The organism is Phycisphaerales bacterium (assembly GCA_029268515.1).
Classification (GTDB): domain Bacteria; phylum Planctomycetota; class Phycisphaerae; order Phycisphaerales; family SM1A02; genus JAQWNP01.
Map to the genome: position 1 here is coordinate 423,283 of JAQWNP010000010.1, position 22,121 is coordinate 445,403.

Here is a 22,121-nt window from a genome sequence, read left to right on the forward strand (position 1 = left end):
GCTTGCACCGAGGCTGTTCATATTATTGCTGTCTATTGATTCCCACACTGCATATCTTGACAGCGAGGTGTGTGGGATCAGTGGGGCTTACCAGCGGTCGCGACCACCGCCGCCACCGCCACCGCCGCCACCGCCACTGCTGGAGCGCTCACGCGCTTCATTGACGTTAAGGGCGCGACCTTCAAGGTCTTGTCCGTTAAGGGCTTCCATCGCGGCTTTCGCCTCACCGTCATTATTCATGGTCACGAATCCAAAACCGCGGGGGCGGCCGGTCTGACGGTCTGTGATGATGGCGACATCGTCCACTGTTCCAAAAGCGCTAAACGCCTCGCGGACGGAGTCTTCGTTAGTATCAAAGTTCAAATTGCCTACGTAGAGTTTCAAATTACTGATTCCGATTCAAAGGGTCCTGGGCCATAAAAGTCGTGGCCGATTACATATGGAGACATACTCCAGAAATGCCCTTACTCAAGGGCGACAAAGCTTTTCAGTGCTAAAGCCTAGCATGCTGCGGGAGGCTCCGCACCTCGGATGATCATTTTTCCTGAATCTATGCATCGAAAAGGCCCTATTGCCTCATAGGAGCCCTATAAAAGGGATAAAGTGGCTATCAAAATGAACCAAATATTTACTTTTCTTGTCGAGCCCCGCCAGCGGAGCCTTGTGGAGGCGGTGTTTGTTCCATTCTAATAGAGGTATCAATAGTTCTGATTTGGCTGAATATGAAACACAGGCATTGATCATCTAGAGTCTTTTTGATCGCAAAATCATCATCAAAATATGGTACCGCTGCAACAGTGAGTGAAAACAAGAGAAATTCAGGCATACTGCTTTTGATTGCAGCGGGCATGGCTCAATTCATTGTTTGCGCTGATTGGTGGGCCGCTGCGATCGCGCTGCCTCCGATGGCTGAAGATTTTGGTGTTGCAGCAGTTGATCTTCAGTGGGTGATTACTGGATACATCATGACATTCTGTGCGGTATTGGGTGTCGCAGGCCCACTTGGCGATCGGTATGGTCGCAAGCTTATTCTACAGATAGGCATCTTTGTATTTGCGTTGGTCTCGCTTTGGGTGGGTTTTTCTCAAACAGTAACCATGGTCATTGTGTCGCGGGTTGCTCTTGGAATTGGAGGAGGCTTGCTCTTTCCTCTCGCGACGGCAGTGGTCAGCGAAGCAAGTTCGCCTGGAAGACTGCCGCGTAATCTTTCGATTCTCTTGGGCGTTGCTATTTTGGGCGCTGCAGTTGGGCCTGTGATGGGTGGGGCGCTCACGCATGCACTGAGTTGGCGATGGATATTCTTCTGTAATCTGCCCATTTGCGCTGTGGCATTTGTCATGGTTCAGGTCTTTGCCAAAGAATCACGTGATCCCAATGCCAAGGGGCGATTGGATTATTTTGGCATTCTATTCCTGTTGATCGGCATTGGCGCTATCTCGGTGAGTATCGATCGGATTCCGCATTGGCCGCTCTACGGTTGGCTTTCAGTGGGTTTCGCAGGTGTCATTGCGTTGCTTGCCTTTGGCTGGCTGGAACTCAAGATCAAGTCACCCCTCGTCAACCTACGTCTTTTGAGTAACCGGCAGTTTGTCGGTTTTGCCGTTGGTGGCATGGCCGGGAACATTGCCTGGAGCATCATTGTTTTTGGGAGCACGCTACTGCTACAACAAGTGCTTCATTTTTCGGCACTGGACGCAGGGCTATTCTTTTTATTCATCAGTTGCAGTACTGCGATTGCAAGTTTCTTAGGTGCGCGTCTAGAGCGTCAATTTGGGGCGACTTTGCTGGTTGCAGTGGCGCTGGTATTACAGGCGATTGGTCTCATCATTATGTTTATCGACGATAACCCCATATGGCTTGCGATCGCGATGGTTGTTGCTGGATTTGGATGCGCGTGGTCATGGTCAATGTCACAGGCTGGTGCGATTATTACCATGCCGAAAGAAAAGGTTGGTATGGCAAGTGGCTCCATCATGACAGTCGTTATTTTGGCGGGCAATACGGCGATCGTCATTGTTGCCACGATCATAGATGTCTATCAGAGAGAACATGGCGGTAACTACGCTGTTGGTATAGAAGTGTCTTACCTGATCGGTGCATGCGCTGCAGTTGTTGGGCTCGTCGGATTGCTGTTGATTCTCGGTCATAGTATGAAGGCAGGCAAAGCGATTGAAAAGACAAGCTAATACCAGCTTGTCTTTAGGTGAAAGTGTTCTTCACGCATAATGGTTGTTGATGCCAATCAAGTGAGGTTCGAAGACAGTTGAAAAGATTACTGCCTCTTTATCTGACTATCTTTAACGGCTTTGTTGGATATAGCCTCATGATTGCGGTGTTTACACCGCTCTTTATCCATGGGCACGGTCAGTTGGCACCGACTCAATGGTCGCTTGGTAAGCGGAGTGTCATCTTAGGGATCGTATTGAGTCTCTATCCGCTGGGACAGTTTTTTGGTTCACCAATGCTCGGCGCCCTGTCAGATCGCTTTGGGCGCAGAGCCCCGCTCAACATCTCAATTGCATTGTGTGTCTTGGGCTATGTGTTTATTGCCTATGCGGTAGGGGGGCAGGTGCTCTGGTTACTGATGGCAGCGTTGTTTATCACGGGCATTATTGAAGCCAATATTGCCATTGCTCAAAGTGCCATCGCAGATGTCACAACTGAAGAAGATCGAGGGCGGCGTTTTGGCTACATCTATGTAGCTGTTTCGCTTGCCTATGTCATTGGTCCGTTGGTTGGTGGAAAACTTGCTGATCCAAGCCTTGTGTCATGGTTTGGTCCTGCCATTCCATTCTGGGCAACAGCAATCTTGATTGCATTTTCTTTTCTTTACACCTTTGGAGTGTTTAGAGAAACATTGCCTCAAGATAAACGCCTCAAGGGCACATTGGTGAAGTCGATTGTCAACATTGCCTCGATCTTCACGGATTGTGGCATCCGCCGAATCTACCTAAGCAACTTCCTGCTGTATTTAGCAATATTCGGTTTCTTTCGTTGCTTTCCAATGTTTATCGTCGACAAGTTTGGGCTCGATATATCGACTGAATCTGAGTTCATTGCCTGGGTCGCTGTACCCATCATCCTGATGAACTTTTTCGTTAACGCGCTGGTCTTTAAGCGTCTGTCCTATCGCATGGCAGCCGTGATTGGTGGCGTACTGATGGGTGGCTTTATGGTCATTGTGGTGTTGCCAAGTGAGCAGTGGATGCTCTGGATCACGCTCTTTTTAGTGGCAGCGCCGTTGGCCTTATGTATGACCGCTATTGCGGCGCTTATTTCGAGCGTTGTGGGAGCTGATCGCCAGGGACGGGTGATGGGGAACAATCAGGCCATTCAAGTTGGTGCAGAAGGACTATCGGGCATACTCGGAGGGCTTATCGCTGCGATCGCTATTTGGCTGCCTTTGATTGTATTGGCGGGGATTGCCATCGTCGGTGTCGCGCTATTGATTTGTAAACGACTCCCCGAGGCCAACGCTTCTTGCGGTGGATCATCTTCAGGCTGAATCTGAACGGTAAGCTACTGAGACTCACCGTCAATTAAATTGAAGATCCCGCTCTCAAGGTGATAGACACCACCAAGCACTTGGCACGTACCTGATTCCACTGCTTCTTGAATGACCTGTGATCGTTCCAGAATGCGCCTGATACCTGCGTTGACATTATTGGTGACCGCTTGATCAAGCCAACCACTTTCATCACCTTGCAAAGCCGAAGTGCAAGGAAGAATCTGAGTGATCAGATCAGGAAGTGAGCCAGGCAGCTGACTGAGATCATTGCGATGTGTGAGGGCCGCATGAACAGCGCCACAGTTCGTATGTCCTTCGATCATAATCAGTGGCGTGCCAAGTATTGAAACCGCATATTCAAGGCTGGCAATGATTTCGTCGGTTGGGATGTTGCCAGCGACGCCACAGACAAAGAGTTCACCCATGGCTTGATCAAAAATGATTTCAGGAGCGACGCGTGAGTCAGCGCAGCGAATGACCGCTGCAAAAGGCTCTTGATTCTGGACAAGCCCTTGTCGTTCGGCAGCGTAATCATGGGGATTTTGCCGATTGGCCACATAGCGGGTATTCCCAGCCATGAGCGTCTCAAGAGCTTGTTCAGGGGTCAGCTTTTGCATGTTGGAATCATCGAGTGTTGTGCCATCAGTCTTCGTTCAGGAGGCATGGTAACTGGCAGGTCAGATTGTTGCTGCTGATCGCCGAGCAAACTTCTCTGGTGCTGTAAAGCACTCGGGGGGCATAAAAAAAGGTCTCCAACGCTATCGCGTTGGAGACCTTCTTAAGTCTCAAGTGTTCAAATCATACCAAGCAGCGCGAGAGAGAATCGCGATACACGGTTATGACCCGCAGCATTGCTGCGGGGTTCTTCGGCGGCGCTGTGCTCAGCGACGACGGCGTCGGCTAGCGATGCCAGCCAAGCCCAGAAGTGCCAGGGCACCTGGTGCTGGAATGGCGCCAATGGTCTGAGCAGGGTTCAAGGAACCCCAGGTCGCAGTTTCGCCACCTGTCCAAGTGAAATCACTATAGCTCTCCCCTGTGCCGGTGAGTTGAAGTGATGATCCCACAGGTGAGCTACTTGTTTCAGCGATACCAAGATCAGTGCTGAGCTCACCAGCAGCTGGACCATCTGCGGCGGTGAATGGACTTCCTTCGTAGCTCAAGAACTGGATCAGCTGATTGTCGTAGTAGATAGCCAAGCCATCGGGTGCACCATTCTGTAGCGAGCCCTGACCGGTGAACCAAGCCAAGCTACCACCAGCAACGGTGGTGGTATTAAAGATGGTGTTAGACCAGCTCGAGTATTCAGTGCCATTGCTGCCGTTGTATGCATAGACTGAGAGCAAGCTGATATCTATTTCGAAGTTCGCTGCGATTTCCAGCCCCTCGTCGACATCGCCACCTGCATTGTCATAGTGAAGTTCATTGAGCCAAAGTTCAGCACTCGCGGCGGCGGCGCCTGTAAAAGCTGCAATGGTTCCAGCGCATAGCAAAAGGTTAATGGTCTTCATATCTAGATTCCTCTCTCTTTTTTTTCGTCACACACTTGAGATGTGTTTCTCTTTCTTCCCTGGGCGGACCAACTTTGGCGCCGCTCTCCCAAGCCCTTTCGGGCCTCTCCGGCTGTCATACTACCCTAAAATCATGGAGGCGCGATCCCTCAAAATGCCTATGAAATAGAATCTTAAACGGCTCTTGACTGGTTCTAAACCAATGAGCCCATGGAAAGGTGTTTACGAGGTGCTCTCAGCTGATGGTATGGGCTCTCAGGTCGTCTAAATCGAGGATCTCCAGCGCCCGCTGATTGGTCGCTTCTAAGATCACCTGCGGGGCACAACCCGCTTCCAGAGCCTCAAGCCAGCGGGCAGCGCAGAGGCACCAGCGATCTCCGGGCTTGATTCCGGGAAAGCCATACTCAGGTATGGGCGTGCTCAGGTCATTTCCAGCCGACTTCGAAAAGGCTAGAAATTCAGCTGTGGCCAAAATACACACGGTATGTGAGCCAGCATCATCTGCACCTGTTTCACAGCAGCCAGTTCGATAGAAGCCTGTCAGAGGGGCTTGAGAACAGCTGAGGAGTGGTTCACCAAGCACGCTTCGCTGGGCTTGTGGATCTTCGATATTTTGGATCATCACTTGGTCTCCCTCAATCATTAGGATGGCAACGCCCCCTAACCTACAAGCCTTGGCAAAAAAGTAAAATCAACACTGATCTATGCCAAGGGGGAAGGAGCTTATGCGCTCAATCACAAATACATTACTTCTCGGCTTTCTTTCCATCCTGCTGGTCATTGCGCCCAGTCGTGCTCAGACCGTAGAGGAGAGATCACAAGCACCGGCGCCGGCACAGGCTTTGCGTGTGCTGGTGTGGAATGTCTTGCATGGTGGCAATGATGTCGAAAGCGGCGCCGAGAAAGCACTTGAGATTATTCGTCAGGCCAAGCCCGATGTGGTCCTGATGCAAGAAAGTTACGACATCGACGGTGAGCGTGGTTTGTTGGGTCCATGGATTGCAAGCGAGTTAGGTTGGAATTCCTTCCAAGGATCGAGCACGCATCTGTGTATTTTAACCCCTCTGAAGATCGAAAAAACATATGAACATGATGTCTGGCATGGCGTGGGCGCCAAACTTAGAGACAAAGCAGGGCGTCTTTTTATCGCGTATTCAATTTGGATCGACTACCGCGCCTATATTGGTTATCACCTGCGCGATCATCCAGAAGCCACAGATGAAGAACTGCTGGCATGTGAGACCACCAACTCGCAACGCTTAGCTGAGGCGAAAGCGATTGTGGAACATCTCAAAGCTCAAGAGCACCTCGCTGCTGAAGTGCCACTTTTAGTTGGTGGTGACTTTAATTGTCCTTCACACCTAGACTGGACGACCGATACCGCAATCATAGGTACGTACCGTCGTGCGTTGCCGCTACCGGTGAGCACATTGATGGCTGATACTGGTTTCATTGATACCTACCGGGTGGTGCATCCCAATCCTGTGCAGCGACCAGGTATTACCTGGACACCAATGTTTCGCGGTAGTGCTGAAAAGCCACAGCCGCTCGATCGTATTGATCGTCTGTACTTGCATAACCCAGAGGCTGGGCCAATGCTGATGCCAACCGCCGCTGAGGTCTTGCCAAAGCAATGGGCGCCATTAGATCAGCCAGCCCAGCAACATGACTTTCCAAGTGATCATGGTGCGGTGGTCATTGATCTGAATTGGCAGGATCCCAAAGCAACCGATTGATCAGTGATATGAAGCAAGTCGCATCAACAGCCTTTCATTGAGGCATGAGCGGCCCGATCGCCAGCCGCAAAATAATCTTGGCGCGGTACGATACATCGTAAGAACCATCATGGCAGCCAAGTAGGGTATGCCTTGAATGAGCGTGTGTTCCATCTCAGCGTAGGACGTAGATGATGTCAGAACATGACCAGGGAATTCAGACGATCGTATTGGCCGCACTCTCTCGTACTGGTCAAGAACGACAGGCCTATCTCGATGGCGCTTGTCTGAATGATCCGCAATTGCGTCAAAAGGTTGAATCCTTAATTGAACAAGCGGAAGCACCGGTGAGTGATGAAGCTCAAGTGCATGCAAAGGCAACCGTGGTTGATGATGTGGCGGCCAGGGGAACTGGACAGTCGGTTGCTGGCAAGGGACATCCCAAACAGATCGCTCATTTTAAGATACGCCGTGTCATTGGTTCTGGTGGTATGGGTACGGTCTATGAAGGCATTCAAGAAACACCACGTCGCAAGGTTGCGGTTAAGGTCATGCGCAATGGCGTCACCTCTCGAAGTGCCATGCGGCGTTTCAGTTTTGAAGCGCAGATTCTAGCGCGACTTCACCATCAGGGTATTGCGCAAATTCACGAAGCGGGTACTTGGGATGATGGTACTGGTGGCGTGCCTTGGTTCGCGATGGAGTACATTGCTGGGGCTAAAACCCTTCAAGAGTACGCCCAGGAAAAGAAACTCACGACACGTGAACGTCTAGAGCTTTTTATCAAGGTCTGTGATGCAGTCAGTCATGGGCATCAGAAGGGGATCATTCATCGTGATCTTAAGCCAGGCAATATCCTCGTAGATCATCATGGACAGCCGAAGGTCATTGACTTTGGCGTTGCTCGGGCAACAGACTCTGACATGGCCGTCACCACGCTGCAAACCGATGTCGGGCAATTGATCGGCACCGTGCAATACATGAGCCCTGAACAGTGCGAAGCCGATCCCGACATCCTCGACACGCGTAGCGATGTCTACTCGTTGGGGGTTATTCTCTATGAGCTGCTCTGTGATGAGCCACCTTATGACCTCAGTACGGTTCCAGTCTATGAGGCTGCTCGGGTCATTCGCGAAAAACCACTAAGCCGACCGAGCACGATTAACAAAGCGCTTCGTGGTGACATCGAGACGATTGTCATGAAGGCGCTGGAGAAGGATCGTGATCGTCGCTATCAATCGGCTCACGAACTTCAACGCGATATCGAGAACTATCTGGGTGATCGCCCCATAGAGGCCCGGCCGCCCAGTATTGCATATCAACTACAAGTATTTGCTCGTCGTCATCGAGCTCTGGTTGTCTCTGCAGCAGCCATCGTGATTGTTCTCATTATCGCGACAGTCGTCAGTATTATCTTGGCAGTCAATGCCACGCGAAGTGCTGGTGAAGCGCGCGCGGCCAATGCTGAGGCAGAAGTGGCCAACGCGCAGCTCAGCGGCGCTCTTGCGAAGGTAACCAAGGCTGAGGAGGAGGCCCGCCGATCCCTTGATATCGCAAATGAGCAACGATCGATAGCCCAGGATCACTTTGCCAAGCTGACCGCAGCCGTAGGAAATCTGGAAGCGGCTCGAGATGAAGCCCTTGAGAACATACAGATGCTCAGCCGCATGGTCGACTTGACTATCGAGTTGTTGTCCATGGGCGCTCCGCGCAATGCACAGGGTCGCGATATGACCATCAAGGACATTCTTAAGCATGCAGCCAGCGAGATCGACCGTCGTTTTGGGGATATGCCACACCTCGAGGCACCTGCGCGCAGGGCCACTGGTGAGCTGCTTTGGGAAATCGGCGAGCTCGAACTTGCACGAGAACAGCTAGAGCGAGCCATTGCCCTCTTTAATAGTTTTGATGGACAGAAGGCACGCAATCGAGAGAAGTTTGAGACCGCTGCTTCATATGCAAGAGTGCTGCGTGATCTCGGAGCGTTTGAAGATGCCAGGGGCATAGCGACTTTTATCATTGACAATGGAGTAGATGAAGTGCCCAGCACCGCTCACATCTACGCGGGAGCAAAGGAAGTTCTTGCCGATGTGATTGAGTCGACCACAGCGACTGGCACGATCTCTTTACGTCGCGAGGTCATAGAAAAACTCAAGACAAGCAGTCGTGAGCTGCCTCTGGCGACACATCTGAGAGCGAAGTCAAAATTGGCCGGCGCATTAATCATTGACCATTCTCTCATTGGATCAACCAGAGAAACAGACTCGTTAAATGAGGCGGCAGTGATCATCGAGGAAGTGTTGCCACTGGCCGAGGCAGAACTGGGGCAATTGCATCCGGTCACGCTCGATATTCGCCAGCAACAAGGTCATCTTTACTTCCATAAGCGAGATAGTGTACGGGCCCTTGAGTTGTACTCACAGGTGCTTGATGACTCGCGTGTGTTATACGATCCAGGAAACATTAAGATTGCAAACGCCGCGACGGCCGTTGCAATGGTTGAAATGATGTCTGGTGGGAATGATAGTACCGAGGCGTTGTTTACTGAAGCGATTGATATTTACGAGACCACGGTTGGCGAACAGTATCCAGCGGCGTACAACGCCAGAACATTTCTTGCGAATCTTATGACGGCTCAGGAACGACATGATGAAGCCGAGCCACTGCTTCGATCTGTGTTCGATGTGATGTCTGAAAGGCATGGTCGTAACAGTATGCAGGCAGCAAATGTCAAGGCGACACTTGCAGTGTCACTGCTGATACAAGGGAAGTTAGAAGAAGGTGTGCCTTTGTGGCACGAGTCGGTCGATCAGATCAAATCTTTTATCCAAGATGAAAACTCAATTGCCGTTCTGCAAATGAGGAATATCTTGGTCATTAGTTACATTATCCATCGACCAGAAGAAGCAGATGTACTGGCTGATGCTTTGATGGCAGATTCAATTGAAGCGTATGGGATCGGTCACAATGTTCCCTTGAGTTACATGGCTGCAGCAGTGAAAACATATAGCGAAGAGGAATATCTCCAACGTGCGGTGACTGTGCTGGAGCGCTATCTGGCTCATCCTGACGCAGAGACCCAAATCACTGAAGAAACACAAATTAATCTTAATGCTTGGCTGGCAGAGCTCTATTACGACATGGGAGAACTCGATCGCAGTGAGGGGATCTTGCGTGCGACCATCACAAGGGCTGAGGCACTGTGGGGTCCTTTTCATGAAAAGCCAATCAACGGTAAGAGTAAGTTGGCCATCATCATGGCTGATCGGGGTGAAGTTGATGACGCGCTGGCAATGTCACACGACTTACTGATGCGTGCTCGTGAGCACTTGGGTAACGATGCACCTGACGTACTTGTCTTTGAGGGCAAATTCATGGGGTTAGCATCGGATCATCAGCGTTGGGATCTTGGCGATGCAGTGATGGACCACAGGCTTGAGCGATGGCAAGATGATCCAGCACAACTGACTCGTTTTGCAGAGATGATTCTTGACAGTGATTTCAAGGACTATCAAAACCGCTACACAGGGCATGCCTTACGAGCGGCGCAGCGGCTGGTTGAGCTTCGCGGCCTTGAAGATCCTCAGGCAGCATCACTCCTGGCACGCTCTTATCTGTTAGATGGGGATCACGTGCAGGCCATTGCTTGGAGCAGTCGAGCGATTCTTTCCGCTGGTGAGGGGCATGAGGAGATGGAGGCCTATGAGACGATCCTGATGAGCGCTCAGGATGCCATGGATTCGATGACCACCGTCAATATCCAAGAAGAGCCTGCTCCAGATCCGGTGACAGTCGAAGCGGGACCATAAAAGCGCACAGATGGCAGGGTGCCAATCTGTGCGCCGTAGGGGGGGTCTGACTTGGACCACACGGAGTCAGTGCTCGATCACATAAAGCACCAGAAGAGTGTCTCCCCGCAGATGTCATCACAAACGCTTGAGCTTGCAGCATTCTCAAAAAGTTGTCTTTTTTTATGGCGTGTCTGATGGGGAGGCTTATTTGCCCTTGCCGCCGCCCTTGCCGCCAACCTTGCCACCACTATTGCCGTCGCTCTTGCCGCCACCTTTGCTATCGCCTTTTTTGCCCCTGCCCATCTCCTTGGGTTCGACGATCTTGCGTTCTGGTAACAATGCCAGTTGGTCAGTGGTCAAGACCGCCATCAGCGCTATTTCAACTTGTTCATCAAGTTGTTGGAACTGTTCATAGTTGGGTCCATACCAGAGTGCCTCACCGTACGGTTCAAGCATGGCTTTTCTGTCATCACCATTTCCATAGAGCAATTCAACTTGCTGAAGTGCTAGTTTTTGATCTCGTTCAAGGCGCTCATCAATACCACTGTTGCGGTAGAGCTTGAGTAGCATGTTGGTATCTATTTTCAGTGTTTCGACATTCTGGCGTGTTTCGGCGTCTAAATCTTTAATCGCCAGTGCACTGCCAAGAGCTTGCTCCGACCATTGCTGCTTCATTTCTCTTGGAAAACCGCGACGTAAAGCTTGCTGTTCAAAGAGCGAAGCAAAGTCCGTGTCTGGATAAAGCAAGTCCATCTCTTGACGCGTGTTTTCGAGTAGTAGAAGAATTTGATCACGAACAAGTTGTGATGCCTGGACTTCTCTTTGCGCTGCGTTCTTAAAACCATCTCGCGCATTTTGGAGCCGATCTTGCTGTTCATCAGTTCTCAGTGCAACGCGGGACCCATCTTGTTCTTGCCTGATGTCATCGCGCACCTTGAGTACATTGAGTCCTTTAATCTCACGAGCAATTGAAGCAGTATTTCGTTGCTGTAAAGAAGCTACAAGGGCGGTGCGGTGCGTATCAAGCAATCGCTTTGTCTCCAAGAGTGGGGCATCCAGGCCAGTACGCTGCGCCACCGAACGATCCACTTGGTTGAGCGCCGACCACAAATTAACATTTTCTCCAGCCATTCGGCTCTGTTGAAGTTGTTTTTCGAGCTCAAGTCTTGCCAGTGCACCTTGAAAGTTCTCTCGCTCTTGGCCAATTTGTTGTTCAGTCAAAATCAACTCAAGCGAATTGACCACAATTTCGTAGAGAGCGGTGCGTTCTGCTTGCAGCCATTGCGCCATGCGGAAAAGTTCTTGGGCAGTTATTTCTTCGCCAGCTTGATTGGCATCAAAATAAGCAGTTGTTTGCTCGCGTAAACTCGTAAGTCGTTGGTTGATATCAGATGTTGCATCGAGCATACGCTGGCCATATTCATTCAAGCCTCGCCGTTTTTCTTCAGAGGCTTCCTCTGATTCTTCGCCGATTTTCTCTCGCCACTCATTCAAATTGCGTTGGACGCGGCGCCTGGCGGCTTTGGGTTCGGCGATCTCAACGCGATCTAAGATATTTTTGATCGCCCGCTGTTGATCATTCATTTCATAACGTGAAAGACCTTCTTGAAGCGGTGCTGAAGCAAGTTCCATGCCTTCGGCGTAATCATCCAGAAGCACACGGGCAATGATCAGTTGTTCTTGATCGAGATCGAGTTCACTTTCAAGAATCGCGAGATCACGGCTGAGAAATGCTGGTTGGTACAGTGCACGAATACGTCGAGCGCCCGGTACAGCCATTGTGAGCGCACGGTATTCTGCCCATTTTTGATCTTCGTCATCTTCGCGACTCTTGCTATCGAGCAAGCGGTCACTCATCTGACTTTCATAGAATTTCCAGACACGGCCTGCTTCACGACTTGAAACAAGACCACTTGCCACAGCAGTCTTTAAGGTAAGAGCAAGCTCTTCCATTTCTGGATTGCTCTCTTTTTGACCGTTCGCTGTAGCGTTTATTAAACAAAGTGAGAGCAGTGTTCCAACAACGAATACGATGGCAAGGTGGTGTTTCATTTTGAAAATCTCAGTGTGATCGCTATCGCAGTCAGCTTATGTCCAAGGAGGTGAGCAGGGGCGCCTGCACAGTAGACGAAGATTTTCGTCAAGTCAAGGTGTATCGCAATAGGCACGCTGTGGTGGCCTTCTCCTGCGTTGCGTCTGCAGGTTCACCTAGTTTTCAGTGGAACGACTTTTGAATCTCTTGAGCTGGCTCTTGCCACGACGCAGTAAATTAATCAAGGGAATGTGTTCACGCCATGTGGGTGGATGGATATCTGTTGCTGAAGGGCGTTGAATCATGAGTTGATTGCGCGTTGCCAAGGTCAAGACAGTTGGATGGTCTTTACGAAACCAGCTATAGGCGCCATCGATCTGCATGGGGCCACCTTTGGGGTCGCCGCCAGGTCGTGCAGCCATGGCTTCAAAGTAGGGGATGATGTCGTCAACGATGGATTGATCGACGGCCATCGCATGGGTGAGCATGAGGTTATCTGCAGGGGCAACTTTGCCAACTGGCTGGTCACCAGTGACTTTGCATGTATCTGTCAGTGAATAGCCAAAGTAGAAGAGGCCCCAGTCTTCTTCTTGGATGGCTTGGTTGATATCAGGATGAGGTGACAAGAAGTGCTTGGTAAAATCAGCATCATCTTCAACAATCAAGATGCGTTTGTATCCCTTGGTCTGCATGTCTTTGAGCACATTCAAGTGGCTCATAAAGCAACCCTTGCCGCCGATGGAGGGGAAATCACCCGCATCATCAGGGCGGACTGCGTCAAAAAGCACAACCTGTTCATGTTCAAGGCTTCGGTCAACTCTTCGTAGCTGGGCATTGATCTCTCGTCGTCGATCAGCTCGGAAGGCCAGGTTGATGACGTAGATGCGGTCAAAGTGGCTAAACAGAATAGACATTGGTGGTTCCTTACCAGGTGCGGGGCTATAACTACTGCTCTGAGCCTATCGGCTGCGCGCGGCACGGCATTGTGTAAATCACGCACATAGTGAGTGCATTGTGATATTAGAGATATTTTGAGCGCGCCCAGCGACTTTCTGGCGCAGTTATTGCCTCTGGCTAGAAGTTTGAAATCAGTTAGGCTGCTTCTCGTAACAGCGATTGGGAGTGATACCGAAGTGTATCTTGGAGTCTGCTATGCGTTTATCAGTACTGGCAGTGAGTATGACAGGGCTCTTCGTGATCATCATGGCAGCGGTGCTGTTGATGATTCGCGGTCGTCGCGTCTCAGATGTGCCTGCGTGTCCCAGCTGCCGTTACTGCGTGCGAGACCTTCAAGGCTGTATCTGTCCAGAATGTGGCCATGATCTCTGCTCAACCGGTGTGCTGACAGGCAGCCGTATTCCAGTGGCCAGATGGATTCGTGGACTCTCGGTCGTACTGCTGGCAGTTGTTCTGTTTGCCACCTATGCCAGAGTCACCTTTACGCCATTTCAAGATCTTGCTGATGCACTTTTTGGGCGGCAAGTTGACCACTCTGGCGACTATGCCGTGGAGATTGGCTTTCAGCCTCAGTCCAGTGAAGTTCGTTCTGTGCGGGTTGCAATGCATGGTCCAGATGTCAATCTGAGCGAGCTCAAAGAGCTTTGGAATGATCAACTGCCGATGCACGTGCGGATTCAGTGGCATGATGACCGTCAGCAGTTGTTGTTACTTGTTCCTATTGGCCACGATCAAGATGGCGTGACCGATTGGCGGCTTGAACCTGAGCCAGCCCTGTATCGTTTTCAACCAAGTATGAAGGATCTCTATCCCAAAGAAGTTGAATCAAATCATCTTGATGAACAGGTCGCGCAGTGGATGGCTGAAGCAGGGCCCCTCACTGATCCTTGGGATCCAGCACGTTTTGTCCTAAGCCGTATTGTGAGCAAAATACAGCTTGTTCACCAGCGAGAAACGAGCACGATCTATATGTCTGACGTATTGGGAGAATCATCGCTCGCGCTGGCATTTAGTCGCATCGGCGGAACCATGATGGTTCAGTCAGCTTCTCGTGTTCCGGCCTTATGGCTCATTTTTTCATCCTGGATTGTCATTTGGCTCATTGTGCTGATCGCGGTACTGATTCCTGGAGTGCGCTATGAGGCGTGGCCCGCGGAGACGCAGTCAGTATCGTAGTGATGGCAGAGCGGATGCCTCAGCAAGCGCAAAATTCTGGCGAAGGCAACACAAACTTAACGTGTAACTAAAAAGAAGCATCAGTACGATGCCAATGGACCTACGGCACGATCTCATTGTGGAATCTGCCTACTGGACTGTTATTGCTACACGAAGCCCCAAACCAGAAAATGAGAAAGGCATCATCATGTCCCCCTTAACGTCACCCATCACTCTCTTCTCTTCACTCTTTCTATGTCTGCCAGCAATGGCATTCGATTCGGTACCTGTTGATCAGTGGGAGTGGGAACTGAGCAATGCAGATGCTCCATGGGCAGCCCGTGCGGGCCTACAGGTCGTTGATATTGATGGTGACTTTTACTTAATGGGTGGACGCACACCCAATGCACCAGGACCAGTTCCAATTCCTGGCGATAGTGTGATTTGGAGTGATGTCTGGAAGAGCACTGATCAGGGTGGTGCTTGGAATCAACTCTTAGAATCTGATGGCGATCACTGGCCAGCGCGAGCATACTTTCGAGCCGAAGCCAAAGGTGATCAGATGTTTGTCATGGGCGGTCAGAACTTTATCTTGATTCCCAATCCTGAATGCCCACCACCCTATAAAAACTGCAGTCCTTTTATCTCTGCTTCTCAGTTCTTCAATGATGTTTGGAGCAGTACTGATGGAGTGAATTGGACGCAGCGCACAGCAGAAGCTGGCTGGTCAGGGCGAGCAGGATTAAGCAGTGCGGTCATGGGAGACGACCTATACGTCATCGCTGGCTCTTATCTTGATGATGATGCAATCATTGGTGGTCCTCCAGCGCGTATCTATTACAACGATGTTTGGAAGTCATCAGATGATGGCGAGACCTGGACACAGATGACAGAAGCCGCGCCATTTGAGCCCCGTGCTGGCGCAGCCGTGGCCGTGAAGGATGGTTACATCTATCTCTTTGGTGGAGAAGAAGGATTCCTTTGTCAAGATTTTCCGTTCTGCAAGCCGCCTTACTTCAATGACGTGTGGCGCTCTGCCAACGGTGCTGATTGGGAACTTGTGACAGCTCGCGCTCCTTGGCCTTCACGGCCTGGACATCAAGTTGTGGTGGCCGATGATCAGTTTGTGTTGTTTGGAGGTTTTGGTCAGAGCGCCGATCCGACCGATCCATTTGGTGCTGGAAACCCGATGGATGTGTGGGTCAGTTCTGATGGAGCCGATTGGCAATTGGCAAGTACCTCACCTTGGAATGCCACCACGCCTGAGGAAATTAAGTATGACTTTGCTGCCTTGGCAGTTGACGGCAGTGGTGATGCAGAATCAGCGATCTTTACCTTTGGCGGCGATCGTGAAACGTTCGACTTTTCTGATCCAACCAATTACCTCAACATCGATAATGATGTTTGGCGATTTGCGGCGCCTGCAGCTCAGCCAACATGCTTTGGGGACATCGATGGTGATGGAATGGTCGGCGTCGGTGACGTCTTTGAGATTCTCGTTGCTTGGGGTCCATGCCAAGATTGCGATGCAGATCTCAGCGGTAATGGCCGCGTTGGCATCATTGACTTCATTCTCGTCTTAATCAAATGGGGCCCTTGCCCAGAATAAGCAACGGTCACATGTACAAAGTGGTCAGGTCGTTTCGCTACTTCATAATAAACGGATTTGAAATCTCTTCTGCAGTTGAGATCCAAACCGTTTTGGTTTGAAGATAGTTGCGAATCGCTTCCTGGCCACTTTCGCGTCCCAGGCCTGATTCTTTGTAACCACCAAACGGCGCCATAAAGCTCAAGGCTCGGTACATATTGACCCAAACGGTACCTGCTTGAATACGCTTTGAAACTTCAAGAGCGCGGCGCATCGATTGTGTCCAGATGCCTGCAGCCAAACCAAAGACAACATCGTTGCCAATGGCGATGGCTTCTTCTTCATCTTTGAAAGGAATCACCGAAAGCACTGGGCCGAAGATCTCTTCTTGGGCGATACGCATGTCATTGCGAACACCGGTGTAGATGGTCGGTTCAACAAACCAGCCATCGCCGCATTCGGGTCGTGTGGCTTTGCCGCCGCCAAGTTCACAGGTGACGCCTTCTTCTTTGGCGATATCCAGGTAGCTGAGCACCTTCTCATATTGAGGATGGGTGGTGACGGGACCAACTTGGGTGGTCATCTCCATGGGATTGCCCATCTGGGCGGTCTTAGCCAAGGCCACGAGTTTCTCGACAAACTGATCATGGATTGACTCTTGCACCAGCAAGCGCGAGCCAGCGATACAGGTTTGCCCAGTCGCTGCAAAGATGCCAGAGATGGCGCCTTTGACGGCGTTGTCCATATCTGCATCATCGAAAACAATGTTGGGTGACTTGCCACCGAGTTCCAGTGTTACGCGCTTAAGCGAGTCAGCGGCGGTGCTGTAGACATGGCGACCGCTTGCCGAGCCGCCAGTGAAGGCGACCTTGGCGACATCAGGGTGAGAGATCAATGCTTCACCGACCTCTTTGCCAAAGCCTGTCACGACGTTGACGACACCTGGTGGAAAACCAGCCTTTTCAAAGAGCTCGATGAACTTCAACGCAGAGGCGCTGGTGAACTCAGAGGGTTTGATGACGACTGTATTGCCTGCGGCCAGTGCGGGGGCGAGCTTGAAGCTCGTCAGGAACAGGGGCGAGTTCCAGGGCACGATCGAGACGCACACGCCCAGTGGTTCATGCCGCGTAAAGGTAAAAGTCTCAGCCTTATCGATGGGAAGTACGGCGCCTTCAATCTTGTCAGCCAAGCCCCCGAAGTAGTAGTACCACTGGGGAATGTACTTGAGCTGCATACTCATCTCAGCGAAGAGTTTGCCATTGTCTTGGACTTCGATGCGGGCCAATTCGTCGGCGTGTTCAGCGATGACATCACCGAGCTTGCGGAGCAGGGCACCACGCTGGGTCGCGGTGAGTCCAGCCCAGTCAGGATTGTGCAAGGCTTTCTTTGCGGCGGCGACGGCCTGATCGGCATCATTCGGATTGCCACGGGCAATATGCATCCATGGTTTGGCGGTGTAGGGATTGACGGTCTCAAAGTATTCGCCGCTATTGGGCTTAACCCACTTTCCATTGATGTAATGGTCAGCTTTGGGAAGATCGGCCATGACGCTGTGCTCCGGAAAAGAGAGGGTTTTTGACAGGGTCAGGCAGTGTACGGCATCGCCAAATGTTTCGCTGTCTGCTCGGCGTCTTATTTGACGTGCTGGTCGACCAGTATGACGTTGCCATCAGGGTCGGCGAGCATAAAGCTCGCGGGGCCAGTGGTTGCTGGATCAGCTTCAGAGATGAAAGTCAGGCCTTCATCTTTGAGTTTACGTTGCAGTTGCCGCACATCGGTGAAGTGCTTTAATGGTTTGGCGCTGCTGTTCCATCCGGGGTTGAAGGTGAGAATCATGCCCTCGAACATGCCCTGGAACAAGCCGATGGTGCTGTTGCCATTTTTGAGCACCACGTAGTTTTCTTCGGGTGAGCCGCCGATGTTTTTAAAACCGAGCTTCTCATAAAAGGCACGCGACGTAGCCAAGTCTTCAACGGCCAGACTGACGGAAAAGGCACCCAGCTCGAGGCTTGATTGTTTCTTTGGTGTATCAGGAGGACAGATGCATCCAGTGAGACAGATCAGTGCTACAGCGAAGGAGATCATGATCAGTGAGTGTCGCATAATTGCCTCTATTTTTTGTTGAGATAGCCGTCGATGAGCGTGGTGAATCGCTCTTATTTTTTCTTTGCGTCGATGCTATCAAGCCAGTTCTCGATGACTACAAGATGTTTTGGGGCCCCATCATCTTCACCTGCTTCAATCGTGTAGACATTGCCGCGATTGTCCATGGTGTAGTGCAGCGCCATTGGTGAGTCGATATGTGGGTGGGGGGTTGCTTGGCCAATCGCAAAAGCACCGGCATCATCAAGAGCGATGGTCGATTCCCAGACGCCCCATTCATCATCCCAGTAGATCAGCGAAAGGCTGCCGTCAGGGTGTTCTACCCAGCGTTGCACGCCGATTGGAATATGGGAGACGACCTGCGTATTTCCATTTGCAGGATTGTAGACATGTAGTTCCGGAACCCCTGTTTCTAAAGTTTGGAAGGAGATGATCTTGCCATCGGGAGACCAGAGTCCATTGCGAGCGCCACCAACACGGGAAAGGACCTCGCTGATCTCACCAGTTTTGAGATCCATCTCCACGAGATATCTCTGGTTATTGGCACTGTTGGGGTCAGGCATATCTGCCATCACACGCTGGTTGTCTAAGCTAAAGCAGCTGGTGTTCATTTCATAGGGATCAGTGAAGTTTCGTACCAGCTCTTTTGATCTTGAGCCATCAACTGGAGCGACGACGTACGCGAGTTCAACACCATTAGGGGTGGTGGTGATTTGCACGCAACCGAGTGTTGAGCCGTCATAGCTCAACATTGGAAAGCAGTAGTCAGCATCATTCTTGGCGAGAATTTTTCGCATGCGTGGTGGGTCGAATGTGCCGCCCCAGATTTCCCACATGCCATCATCTCTGAGCCGCGTCGAACAGATGCTTGAGCCATCACCAGAGACTGCCAGGGCATTGTCATACGGCGCATTGACCAGTTCCGTTGCTTGGGCACCTTCGCCGGTGTTTATCATGATGCGCCGATCAGCGCCTTGCACACCGCCAGGCAGGTAGATCAAAGTGCCATTGTCGGAGATATCGAAAAGCGCGTGAGCTGCGTACTTAGAAAAGAGACCTTGCATGACCGGTTGTCCAGCGTCCAGCAGCTTATGTTCTTTCGGATCATAAGAGGCCACATGCAGTGCATCATTGCGTGTGAAGAACACCTGATCGCCAATGAGCTGTGCGTCACCGGCTCGTTCAACGAGCACCTTGAGTTCGCCAGTCTTCAATGAAGCAGTGGCGAGGTTGATGCTAAACCCTTCATCGTTATATACCGAGACGTACATCAGCACGTGATCATCATCAAACTTCCCAATCAGTCCATCTCGACGAAGATCATTGCTTTCAAGTATGAGCGGGACATGCTTCTTGATATCCCCAGTCTTCGCGTTTAAAAGCACCAGTTCTGGTTGTGCTTGATCATTGAGTGTCTCGACGACCAGCGTCTCTTCGTCAAACCAAACGATGCCTCGTTTTGCAGGGAAGAGCCAGAAGCCACCAGCAAAGTTTGCGGGGCTTTGAATTCGTGCCAGTTCAACAGGCGCGACATCTGAGTCAATTCGACCGCGCGAAATAAGTCCGTTGTAGTTCAGTACGTAGGATTCACCATCTGGTGAAAAAGCGAAACCTGCGAGGCCGGTAAAGTGATGAATGGCGCGGAGTTCATCGGAGTCTCGTGGTCGCACATAGATGCGGAACTCAAGCTGAGGTGGGCCACCTTTTTTCTCACTGGGCACTTCGTTGGTACAAACCAACCTGATGTATGCGTCATCAGGTGTTGAAGAGAACACACCGGGCGTGAGGTGCTCAGGCAATTTGATCGCACGATGGGTCAGTGGTGCTGCTGTCTGCTGTATGGGCGCGATTGGCTGCGATTTGTCCAACCCATAAAGAACACCTAAGGCGATTGCAATAAGCACCGCGACAATCGCGACCGCGAGCAAGGCGGGGCTGCTCCTTTGCTCGGTGATGGTTGCTTGTTCATCATCCTGAAATTCTTGAAGTTCGATGAGTTCCAGTCGTGCATCGCCGATGTCGCGCAGTCGATCTTGCTTCTCTTTGGCCAAGCAACGCTGCAACAGGGCTTTGAGTTGTGTTGGGATGTTTTGAGGGAGCTGCGCCCACTCTGGATCCTTGTGAAGTGTTCGGCCAATGGCATCGACGGCAGAATCTGAAGCAAACGGTGCATTACCGGTGAGCATTTCAAAGAGAATGCAGCCGAACGAGAAAATGTCGGTCTGTTTATCGACCGGTTTTCCGCAGGCTTGTTCGGGTGAGAGGTATCCGACCGTTCCCATCATGGCGCCTGGCCGCGTGGCGCTGGCATCTTGACTGGCTTCTGAGAGTGCCACGAGCGTCGCGCGATCTGAAAGAGACTCGTTGGCATCTTCTTCTGGATCATTTTCGTCGAGGGCCTTGGCCAGTCCAAAGTCGAGCACTTTGACATGGCCACGTTCATCGAACTTGATATTCAGTGGTTTGAGATCGCGGTGGATGATGCCTTGGTCATGGGCATATTCCATGGCGGCGGCAATCTGAATGGCGATGGGTAGCATTTTTCGCCAAGGGATGGCGCTGCGCCGGATCAATTCATCAAGGGTTTGACCGGGGACATACTCAAGAACCACAAAGAGGTGATCGTTATGCTGTCCGATCTCGTAGATGGTGGCGATGTTGGTGTGGTTGAGGGAGGCAAGAACTTTGCCTTCTCTTTGGAAGCGAGCCATGCGTTTGGCATCTAAGGCTGTTGACTCTGGCAACACCTTGATAGCGACATCACGATTCAGTGATTCATCGCGGGCGTGATAAACGATCCCCATTCCGCCCCGGCCAGCTTCGCCGACCACGACATACTTCCCAATTCGTTCTTCAGGCACCGTGCGTCTCCAATGTAGCTGGTACTTCAGTATTGGAAAGGGTACCCGAGTGGGGGAAAGCAGGCCAGATTTTGAGTCGTGCATCGCGAGCAGAGCGTGCTTAGTCGGCTTTGCTGCATTGGCATCGCATCAGCGCTCTTCATTGATACGCTGCTTGATAATCAACCGCGTCATGGCAAAGATGCCGATGCCAACAATGATGGTCACGAAGTAGGGAATGAGCGCCAGGCGAAGATCAGAAGCTTGCCAGTTGGTTTCACTTGCCAGATGCCACATGGGTGCGGAGACGATGATTCCAGCAATAACCAGATAGATCGCTGTAGTGATCCCAAAGAACATGGCCGACATGTCACGATCAAAGAAGCGGGCGATATAGGGTTGGATCATGGTGCCGGTGCCCAGCGTGGCGCCTACAAAGAAGAGCATGGGAATGCTGACCAATATCTCTCGTAAGCTAGAGGTCACAAAGACACAAACAATAAACACACCCAACCCAATACTCATGTTGATCACCACGGCGAGATATTCACCGATGTGTTTTGAAAGCCAGGTGACGAAGTAACCGCCCACTATCACGCCGATGACAAAGACAAAGGTCAGCAGATTGGCGTTGAACTTGCCCCAGCCCAGCGATTTCTGCAAATTGATGTTCCAGATAAAACCAAAGTTTCCAATCGTGGCAATAGTCAATCCAAAAGAAAGGCCACATATCCAGACCAAGGGTTTCTTGAGCAGCCAGATCAAGCGCGTGATCCAGAGACCAATTGAATTGTCTTGGGTAGACGTGGTATTTGGTTTGATGAAGCGCCAGGCCAAGATGGCAATGGGAATCATGACGACGGCCCAGATGATGTATAAGCTGCGCCAACCAATCGCATCGTAGACCAGCCCGGTGGCCATGAG

The 22,121-nt window shown here is 51.2% G+C and carries 16 protein-coding genes; 6 read left to right on the forward strand and 10 right to left on the reverse strand.

Annotated elements, in window-relative coordinates:
- Positions 1–87: 87 nt before the first annotated feature.
- On the reverse strand, positions 88–384 hold the full coding sequence (locus tag P8J86_08165) for an RNA-binding protein (GenBank protein MDG2054668.1): 297 nt from the start codon (positions 382–384) through the stop codon (positions 88–90).
- Between the two features lie 371 nt (positions 385–755).
- Here P8J86_08165 and P8J86_08170 point away from each other — a divergent pair, with 371 nt between their 5' ends.
- Complete coding sequence (locus P8J86_08170; GenBank protein ID MDG2054669.1) at positions 756–2,186, forward strand: MFS transporter; 1,431 nt, start codon at positions 756–758, stop codon at positions 2,184–2,186.
- 77 nt (positions 2,187–2,263) lie between these two features.
- Positions 2,264–3,505, forward strand: coding sequence for an MFS transporter (locus tag P8J86_08175; protein ID MDG2054670.1), 1,242 nt, complete (start codon positions 2,264–2,266; stop codon positions 3,503–3,505).
- Between the two features lie 14 nt (positions 3,506–3,519).
- Here P8J86_08175 and P8J86_08180 read toward each other — a convergent pair whose 3' ends face one another.
- The 3 genes from P8J86_08180 to P8J86_08190 form a co-directional block, all read right to left on the reverse strand.
- The gene (locus P8J86_08180) at positions 3,520–4,125 is read right to left on the reverse strand and encodes a carbonic anhydrase (protein ID MDG2054671.1); all 606 of its coding nucleotides are present in this window, start codon (positions 4,123–4,125) and stop codon (positions 3,520–3,522) included.
- A gap of 264 nt (positions 4,126–4,389) precedes the next feature.
- On the reverse strand, positions 4,390–5,016 hold the full coding sequence (locus P8J86_08185) for a hypothetical protein (GenBank protein MDG2054672.1): 627 nt from the start codon (positions 5,014–5,016) through the stop codon (positions 4,390–4,392).
- Between the two features lie 235 nt (positions 5,017–5,251).
- Positions 5,252–5,638 (reverse strand): DUF2237 domain-containing protein, encoded by a 387-nt coding sequence (locus P8J86_08190; GenBank protein MDG2054673.1) that lies wholly within the window; start codon positions 5,636–5,638, stop codon positions 5,252–5,254.
- A gap of 103 nt (positions 5,639–5,741) precedes the next feature.
- Between P8J86_08190 and P8J86_08195 the strand changes: the two genes are divergently transcribed.
- Together P8J86_08195 and P8J86_08200 are read left to right on the forward strand one after the other, a co-directional pair.
- The gene (locus P8J86_08195) at positions 5,742–6,752 is read left to right on the forward strand and encodes an endonuclease/exonuclease/phosphatase family protein (GenBank protein ID MDG2054674.1); all 1,011 of its coding nucleotides are present in this window, start codon (positions 5,742–5,744) and stop codon (positions 6,750–6,752) included.
- 170 nt (positions 6,753–6,922) lie between these two features.
- On the forward strand, positions 6,923–10,540 hold the full coding sequence (locus P8J86_08200) for a serine/threonine-protein kinase (GenBank protein ID MDG2054675.1): 3,618 nt from the start codon (positions 6,923–6,925) through the stop codon (positions 10,538–10,540).
- 186 nt (positions 10,541–10,726) lie between these two features.
- On the opposite strand, the gene P8J86_08205 is transcribed toward P8J86_08200, so the two are convergent.
- The gene (locus P8J86_08205) at positions 10,727–12,574 is read right to left on the reverse strand and encodes a hypothetical protein (protein MDG2054676.1); all 1,848 of its coding nucleotides are present in this window, start codon (positions 12,572–12,574) and stop codon (positions 10,727–10,729) included.
- A 156-nt stretch (positions 12,575–12,730) separates the two neighbouring features.
- The gene (locus P8J86_08210) at positions 12,731–13,468 is read right to left on the reverse strand and encodes a glycosyltransferase family 25 protein (protein ID MDG2054677.1); all 738 of its coding nucleotides are present in this window, start codon (positions 13,466–13,468) and stop codon (positions 12,731–12,733) included.
- 238 nt (positions 13,469–13,706) lie between these two features.
- Here P8J86_08210 and P8J86_08215 point away from each other — a divergent pair, with 238 nt between their 5' ends.
- A complete protein-coding gene (locus tag P8J86_08215) occupies positions 13,707–14,687 on the forward strand; it encodes a hypothetical protein (protein MDG2054678.1) in 981 nt (326 codons plus the stop codon).
- An 88-nt stretch (positions 14,688–14,775) separates the two neighbouring features.
- On the forward strand, positions 14,776–16,275 hold the full coding sequence (locus P8J86_08220) for a hypothetical protein (GenBank protein ID MDG2054679.1): 1,500 nt from the start codon (positions 14,776–14,778) through the stop codon (positions 16,273–16,275).
- A 37-nt stretch (positions 16,276–16,312) separates the two neighbouring features.
- Here the strand turns inward: P8J86_08220 and P8J86_08225 are convergent, their stop codons facing one another.
- The 4 genes from P8J86_08225 to P8J86_08240 form a co-directional block, all read right to left on the reverse strand.
- Positions 16,313–17,800 carry an aldehyde dehydrogenase gene (locus P8J86_08225; protein ID MDG2054680.1) on the reverse strand — a complete coding sequence of 496 codons (1,488 nt, stop codon included), beginning with the start codon at positions 17,798–17,800 and terminating at the stop codon, positions 16,313–16,315.
- A gap of 86 nt (positions 17,801–17,886) precedes the next feature.
- Positions 17,887–18,357, reverse strand: a complete 471-nt coding sequence (locus P8J86_08230; protein ID MDG2054681.1) for a VOC family protein — start codon at positions 18,355–18,357, stop codon at positions 17,887–17,889.
- 53 nt (positions 18,358–18,410) lie between these two features.
- Complete coding sequence (locus tag P8J86_08235) at positions 18,411–21,218, reverse strand: protein kinase (protein ID MDG2054682.1); 2,808 nt, start codon at positions 21,216–21,218, stop codon at positions 18,411–18,413.
- Between the two features lie 129 nt (positions 21,219–21,347).
- The coding region (locus tag P8J86_08240; GenBank protein ID MDG2054683.1) for an MFS transporter at positions 21,348–22,121 on the reverse strand (774 nt) is incomplete at its 5' end.

Coding starts and splice junctions, on each gene's coding strand:
- P8J86_08180 (MDG2054671.1), bottom strand. CDS start 4,125: ATGCAAAAGCTGACCCCTGAACAAGCTCTTGAGACGCTCATGGCTGGG.
- P8J86_08185 (MDG2054672.1), bottom strand. CDS start 5,016: ATGAAGACCATTAACCTTTTGCTATGCGCTGGAACCATTGCAGCTTTT.
- P8J86_08190 (MDG2054673.1), bottom strand. CDS start 5,638: ATGATCCAAAATATCGAAGATCCACAAGCCCAGCGAAGCGTGCTTGGT.
- P8J86_08195 (MDG2054674.1), top strand. CDS start 5,742: ATGCGCTCAATCACAAATACATTACTTCTCGGCTTTCTTTCCATCCTG.
- P8J86_08200 (MDG2054675.1), top strand. CDS start 6,923: ATGATGTCAGAACATGACCAGGGAATTCAGACGATCGTATTGGCCGCA.
- P8J86_08205 (MDG2054676.1), bottom strand. CDS start 12,574: ATGAAACACCACCTTGCCATCGTATTCGTTGTTGGAACACTGCTCTCA.
- P8J86_08210 (MDG2054677.1), bottom strand. CDS start 13,468: ATGTCTATTCTGTTTAGCCACTTTGACCGCATCTACGTCATCAACCTG.
- P8J86_08215 (MDG2054678.1), top strand. CDS start 13,707: ATGCGTTTATCAGTACTGGCAGTGAGTATGACAGGGCTCTTCGTGATC.
- P8J86_08220 (MDG2054679.1), top strand. CDS start 14,776: ATGCCAATGGACCTACGGCACGATCTCATTGTGGAATCTGCCTACTGG.
- P8J86_08225 (MDG2054680.1), bottom strand. CDS start 17,800: ATGGCCGATCTTCCCAAAGCTGACCATTACATCAATGGAAAGTGGGTT.
- P8J86_08230 (MDG2054681.1), bottom strand. CDS start 18,357: ATGCGACACTCACTGATCATGATCTCCTTCGCTGTAGCACTGATCTGT.